Consider the following 6,507-nt stretch of genomic DNA (forward strand, 5'->3'; position numbering starts at 1 on the left):
CGGGTGAATACCGTCCCGTCGGCGAAGTCTGGATGGTGGCCAGCCAGTCGAGCACCTGCGGCAGACGCACAGACAACGAGTTCACATTCCAGGTGGCAATTTTCATGGGGCAGACAGATAGGAAGGGGTTTTGAGTTTAGCCCACGGCCCCAAGCGTGTAGAAAATGAACCGCGTCTTCCCCCTTGGGCAAGGGTTTCTGACCGCAGGCTATCGCACTTTGGGATTAAAAAAAATACTGGAAGGATGGCTTTGCAGGCCTCTTAACACGACAATGTGGCCCTGATTCCTAGAACTGCCATCTGAAGTGAACACTATGACTGCCTCTCCAACTGATCGACAGCCCGATGCTCAGGCCACGCTTGCTGAGCCACAGTCCCTGGAGCTGCCTGCAGAAGCGGCGCAAGCGATGTCCGGGGCCAATGGCCACTATAAAGCGGGTCGTTGGACCGAGGCCTTGCTGGCTTATGAGGCCGCCTTGCGCATCGTCCCTCAGTTAGAGGTCGCATCTTTGCAGCGCGCACGTTGCCTGGTCCTGCTCGGTGAGCACATGGCCTCACGCGAGGCTTTTGCACAATTGCTGAAGGCTTTCCCCGCCAATTACAGCGGATGGCTCGAAGTGGGTCACTTGTGCCGCCAACAAGGGGTCTCGGCCCAGGCTTTGTCGTCTTACCGCCAAGCCACTGCCTTGCAACCAAGCCGTTTCGAGGCGCGTGTGTCGCTGGCCCGTTTGTTGGAGGATGCAGGTCAAATGGAGGCTGGCGCTGCCGAATACCACCGCGCACTTGCGGCGGCTGGTGCCGAAAAAAACCGCCAAGTGCACTGGCGCATGGCCAAGTTCAGGCTTGAGCGCGGTGACGCTCCCCGGGCGCTGGAGTCCATGCGACAGGCGCTGCTGATCTTGCGTTTGGGGCAGCAGCCCATCGATGACAACGAGCGCGCCGAAATGCAAATGGATCTGGGCGACATCTTCATGCGCCTTGGCATGACCGAAGACGGGCACCGGGCTTTTGAGCGGGCCAGTGTGGGGACGTCGGAGGCGACGCTGGTTCGACTGGCCGATTTGTCCTTCCGCTACAACCTCTGGCAAGAGGCGCAGTCGGTGCTGCGGCGCAACGTTGAATTGCACCCTGACAGTGACTTGGCCCATTGGAACCTGGCCCATTCGTTGGCTGAGAGCTGGAACATGCAGGAGGCGCTGGAGGCCTTGGCCAAAGCCGAAGCCATTGCGCCTCAGCCGGGGGCCAAGTCGATGCGTGCCAGCGTGGCTGGACGCACCGGTGACGCCGATACGGCATTGCGCTTGTACAAGGCGTTGGCCGACGAAGAAGGCCCAGGCTCCAAAATGCATTCGAGTGCCGCCATGAGTTCGCTTTATAGCGACCAGCTCAGCCCAGCGCAAGTGGCAGACCTGCACCGTGAGCTGTTTGCCCCCTTGGGCCAAAACGCCCGTGCTGTCAGCAGTTTCAAAAACGACAAGTCACCCGAACGCCCTTTGCGTGTGGGTTTGGTGTCGGCCGATTTCCACCACCAGCACCCCGTCAACATCTTCATGCAGCCCCTGCTGGCCCGATTGGACCGCCGGGCAGTTGAAGTGAGCTTGTATTTCACAGGCATTTCGCACGACGATCAAACCCTGCTGGCCAAGCAGCGTGTGTCACGCTGGGTGGAAGTGAGCACTTTGAACGACAACCAGTTGGCGCGACGCATTGAAGAGGACGGTATTGACATCTTGCTCGACCTGTCAGGCCACACCAGCATGCAGCGCATGAGTCTGTTTGCCCAGCGTGCCGCACCGGTGCAAGCCACCTTCTTGGGCTATCCCTGCTCGACGGGCGTGCCCAACATCGATTGGCTGGTCGCCGATTCGGTGGTGGCCCCAGTCGGCAGCGAAACCCTGTTCAGCGAACAACTGGCGCGCCTGCCGAGCAGTGTGTTTTGCTTTTCGCCTGAAACCGACTACCCGTACCCGAATTACACCCAGGCCCATGCGCAGCGGCCGTTGGTGTTTGGCTCGTTCAACAATGTGCCCAAGCTCACGCCGCACACCGTCAAGCTCTGGGCGGCGGTGCTCAAGGAGGTGCCCGATGCCAAGCTGTTGCTCAAGGCTCCAAGCTTCAAGGACGACGGCGCGATCGAGGCGTTTGCCCAACGCTTCTTGGCCGAGGGCATTGACCGTGAGCGCTTGGTGTTCCGTGGCCCAGTGGGGTTGACCGACATGATGGCTGAATACGCCGATGTGGACATCGCGCTCGACCCCGTGCCTTACAACGGGGGCACGACGACCTTGCAGGCGCTGTGGATGGGGGTGCCGGTGGTGGTCAAAGCGGGCGGCAATTTTGTCTCGCGCATGGGTGCCAGCTTCATGTCGGCGGCCGGTCTTCAAGACTGGGTGGCCGAGTCTGATGCGGACTATGTGCGCATCGCTGCCGCCATGGCCCGCGACCGCCAGGCTTTGCTGACCCTCAAGCAGGGTTTGCGTGAGCGCTTGCAGGCGGCACCGGCATGGGACATTGACCAGTACACCCGCGATTTCGAAGCAATGCTGCGACAGATGTGGCACAGCCACTGCGGGGTTCAAAAGACCAGCGCTGCATCGAAAAAGAAAAAGGCCTGAATCAGCCCCATAAAAGGCATGGGTCATGACGGCATGACCCAGGTGGCCTGAAGTGGCTTAGGGGTCTGCGTCGCAAATTCGGTTCGGGTGCTAACTCAGATGTTTTGGTGGTGGGTCACGAAGCTGAAGCGCAAACCATTGGCCCCCAAGTGCACTTCACGCTGCACCTCGCGCCAGTTTGGGCTCAGCACAGGGGCGAAGGCATCGCCTTCAAAGTCGGCATCGATTTCGGTGACCACCGCCGTGCTGGCCAGGGGTTCGGCCTGGCGGTAGATGTCGGCCCCGCCCATGACCCATGCATCGGGGGCATCGTTGCACAGGCGCATGGCCTCTTCGATGGAGCCGGCACGCCATGCGCCTTGCGCTTGCCAGTCGGCCTGGCGTGTCACCACAATGTTGACTCGCCCGGGCAGGGGCCGAAAGCGTGCGGGCAGCGAGTCCCAAGTTTTGCGCCCCATGATGACCGGCTGACCGAGCGTGACACGTTTGAAGTGCGACAGGTCTTCGGGCAAGTGCCATGGCATTTGGTTGTTTTGGCCGATCACGCCGTTGCGGGCGCGGGCATAAATGAGGTGCAGTTTCATCAGGCCAGGGCTCAGACAGCGACGGGGGCCTTGATGGCCGGGTGGCATTCGTAGCCCACGACTTCGAAATCCTCGAATTCGTAATCCAGGATCGAAGCGGGCTTGCGCTTGATGTGGAGCGTTGGATAAGCCATGGGGGCGCGGCTCAGTTGCAGCTCGACTTGTTCGTGGTGGTTGCTGTAAATGTGGCAATCCCCACCGGTCCATATGAATTCGCCCACGTCCATGTCGCACTGCTGGGCCACCATGTGGGTGAGCAAGGCGTAGCTGGCGATGTTGAAGGGCACGCCCAAAAAGATGTCGGCGCTGCGCTGGTAGAGCTGGCAGCTGAGTTTGGGCTTGTCACCGGCTTTTTGCGGTGGGGTCACATAAAACTGGAAAAACGCGTGGCAAGGCATGAGGGCCATTTGGTCCAGTTCGGCCACGTTCCAGGCGCTCACAATGATGCGGCGCGAATCGGGGTTGTTTTTGAGCGTGTCCATGACCTGTTGCATCTGGTCAATGTGGCCGCCACCTGGGGTCGGCCAGCTGCGCCACTGCACGCCATAAACAGGGCCCAGTGATCCATCCTCTCGCGCCCATTCGTCCCAGATGGTGCAGCCGCGCTCTTGCAGCCACTTCACGTTGCTGTCGCCTCGCAAAAACCACAGCAACTCCACGATGATGGCTCGTAAGAACACCTTTTTGGTGGTCACCAGCGGAAAGCCCTCGTTCAGGTCAAAACGCATCTGGTGGCCAAACACGCTGCGCGTGCCGGTGCCGGTGCGGTCGCCTTTTTGCACACCCGTTGTGTAGACGTGGCGCATGAAGTCTTCGTATTGGCTGCGGACAGGGCGATCAAGGGGGCGGGCGGGGGTGTTCATAGTGCGCAAGTTTAAATGTTGGGTCAGGCCAGCACCCGCCCTGGGTTCAGGATGTTTTGCGGGTCCAGTGTCTGCTTGATGGCGCGCATCATGGCCAGCGCCGTGGGGTCTTTGTAGAGTGGGAGTTTGCCCACTTTGAGTTCGCCCACACCGTGCTCGGCGCTGATCGAGCCGTCATAGCGTTTGACTTGGTTGAAGACCAAGGTGTTGATCGGGTCTTCGAAGTCACGCAAGAAGGCTTTCTCATCGACCCCTTCGGGCGCTTGCACGTTGTAGTGCAGGTTGCCGTCGCCCAGATGGCCAAAATCGACCATGCGCACGCCGGGCACTTCGCGCGCCAGCAAGGCGTCGGTCTCGGCCACGAAATCGGGGATGCGTGAAACCGGGATGCTGATGTCGTGTTTGATGTTCAAGCCTTCTTGGGCCTGGGCCAAGGTGATGCTCTCGCGGATGTGCCACAGGCCTTTGGCCTGTGTGAGGCTTTCTGCGACCACGGCGTCGGTGACGCAGCCTTGGTCCATGGCCGCTTCGAGCAGGGCTTCAAATTGGCTGCGGGCATGCTGCTCGTTTTCGCTGTCCGAATTTTCGATCAGCACACACCAAGGTGTTGCTTGCCACAGCGGCACGCGCAGCTGCGGGTAATGCTTGTCGACCAGGCCGAGGGCAAACTGGTTCATGACTTCAAAACCCGTCAGGCCCGGGCCCAGGCGCTGGTGGGCCAAGCCGAGCAGCGCAACAGCCGCATCCATGCTGGGCACGGCGGCCCAGGCGGTCAGCTGCGCAGCGGGCTGAGGGTAGAGCTTCATGGTCGCAGCGGTGATGATGCCCAGCGTGCCTTCGCTGCCGATCATCAGGTTGCGCAGGTCGTAGCCGGTGTTGTCTTTGCGCAGGCCAGAAAGCCCGTGCCAGATCTCGCCTTGCGCGGTGACCACTTCCAGGCCCAAGCACAGCTCACGGGTGTTGCCGTAGCGCACGACTTGCGTGCCGCCCGCGTTGGTGCCCAGGTTGCCGCCGATGGTGCAGCTGCCCTCCGCACCCAGGCTCAAGGGGAACAAAAATCCGGCTGCTTCGGCGGCAGCCTGCAGGTTTTGCAGCACACAGCCGGCTTCGACCGTGATGGTCAGGTTGGCCGGGTCGATGGCGCGCACGGCGTTCATGCGGGTCATGCTTAGCACGATCTGGGTGCCCGAGCCGTCGGGCACGCCGCCCACCACCAGTCCGGTGTTGCCGCCTTGCGGCACGATGGCGGTGTTGGCTGCTGCGCAGGCCTTGACCACCGCCGCCACTTCTGCAGTGTTGCCCGGGCGCACCACGGCCAGAGCCAGGCCATGAACGCGTTTGCGCCAGTCTTGCTCCCAGGGGCTCAGGTCAGCGGCTGGCTCTTCGTGGGTCAGCACGTTGGCCGTTCCGCAGATGTCGCGCAGTTGGGCGATCAGATCGGTTTGGGGCTGGGTCAGGGTGGTCATGGGAGGATGAAAGGTGGAAAGTCGGGCACCAGTGAATGCGCGTTGCGCAAACAATCAGTCGCGGGGCACAGGCACAAAGTTGCCCGTAGCTTTGGCGGCCTTGAAGCGGATGCGCACATGCAGCGCGCACGCCACAAACAAGGTGGTGCACAGCAAGGTTTGCAGCGCGGCCAAGCCTGAGGACGGCCAGGCATCACCCCAAGCACGCACCACGCCTTCGGTGAAATAAAGCCACACCAGCAGGCTGACCCAGCGGTAGGTGTACATGCGGTTTTTGAGCAAACCGGCCACCGGGATGCACAAAGGCAGCACTTTGATGGCCCACCAAGAGCCCCCTTCGCGCAAGGGAGCCAGCCAAATTTCCCAAGCCAGGCCCAGCACAATCAGGCCCAGCAAGCTGCCCACGGCCAGCCAGCGGGTCATGTCCAGACCTGCCGGGGCGGTTTCTTGCGGGGGGAGGGGGGATGTTTCGGGGTTCGGGTTCATTGCGGTGGCATCATACCGGGCATGCAATCAACCTTGTCCAAGACCGGCCTGAGTGAACACATCCGTTTGTGGTGGCAAGAGCTGTCGGAGTTTCCCTGGCGACAAATGGGCAGCGTCTTGGCCGAACGCTTTCGCGATGCCCGCCTGGGTGTCAGTGCCAGCTCGCTCACCTTCACCACCGTGTTGGCCTTGGTGCCCTTGTTCGCGTTGGGTTTGGCGGTGTTTTCAGCCTTTCCTGTGTTTGCCAAATTCCAAGACACGATCCAGCGCTGGTTGATCGAGAGCCTGGTGCCCGAGAGCATCGCACGGCAGGTGCTCAGTTACCTGACCCAGTTCTCGCGCAAGGCCAGCCGTTTGGGCACGGCAGGCCTGGCGGCAGTGCTCTTGTCGGCGGTGTTTTTGATGGTGACCATCGAGCGGACGCTGGGGCAGATCTGGCGGGTTCAACGCCAGCGTCCTTTGCCGCAAAAGGTCTTGCTGTATTGGTCGGCCA

Annotated in this window: 6 protein-coding genes; 2 read left to right on the forward strand and 4 right to left on the reverse strand. The window is 61.2% G+C overall.

The genetic code is table 11. The features are described from left to right. The first annotated feature begins 314 nt into the window (after positions 1-314). Complete coding sequence (locus Q0341_RS09980) at positions 315-2,615, forward strand: tetratricopeptide repeat protein (protein ID WP_299512731.1); 2,301 nt, start codon at positions 315-317, stop codon at positions 2,613-2,615. Positions 2,616-2,710: 95 nt separating this feature from the next. Here the strand turns inward: Q0341_RS09980 and Q0341_RS09985 are convergent, their stop codons facing one another. Genes Q0341_RS09985 through Q0341_RS10000 form a run of 4 tightly spaced genes read right to left on the reverse strand, consistent with a single transcriptional unit; the run spans position 2,711 to position 5,951 of the window. After that, on the reverse strand, positions 2,711-3,199 hold the full coding sequence (locus tag Q0341_RS09985; protein WP_299512733.1) for a dihydrofolate reductase: 489 nt from the start codon (positions 3,197-3,199) through the stop codon (positions 2,711-2,713). 11 nt (positions 3,200-3,210) lie between these two features. Beyond that, positions 3,211-4,062: a thymidylate synthase gene (locus tag Q0341_RS09990; RefSeq protein ID WP_299512735.1), complete on the reverse strand. Its 852-nt coding sequence runs from the start codon at positions 4,060-4,062 to the stop codon at positions 3,211-3,213. Positions 4,063-4,085: 23 nt separating this feature from the next. Next, complete coding sequence (locus tag Q0341_RS09995) at positions 4,086-5,528, reverse strand: FAD-binding oxidoreductase (protein ID WP_299512737.1); 1,443 nt, start codon at positions 5,526-5,528, stop codon at positions 4,086-4,088. 54 nt (positions 5,529-5,582) lie between these two features. Then, the gene (locus tag Q0341_RS10000; RefSeq protein ID WP_299512742.1) at positions 5,583-5,951 is read right to left on the reverse strand and encodes a DUF2069 domain-containing protein; all 369 of its coding nucleotides are present in this window, start codon (positions 5,949-5,951) and stop codon (positions 5,583-5,585) included. A gap of 84 nt (positions 5,952-6,035) precedes the next feature. Between Q0341_RS10000 and Q0341_RS10005 the strand changes: the two genes are divergently transcribed. Then, positions 6,036-6,507 (forward strand): YihY family inner membrane protein (locus Q0341_RS10005; RefSeq protein WP_299512740.1); only part of this gene is annotated, 472 nt, incomplete at its 3' end.

Source organism: uncultured Limnohabitans sp. (genome assembly GCF_937889215.1).
Classification (GTDB): Bacteria; Pseudomonadota; Gammaproteobacteria; order Burkholderiales; family Burkholderiaceae_C; genus Limnohabitans_A.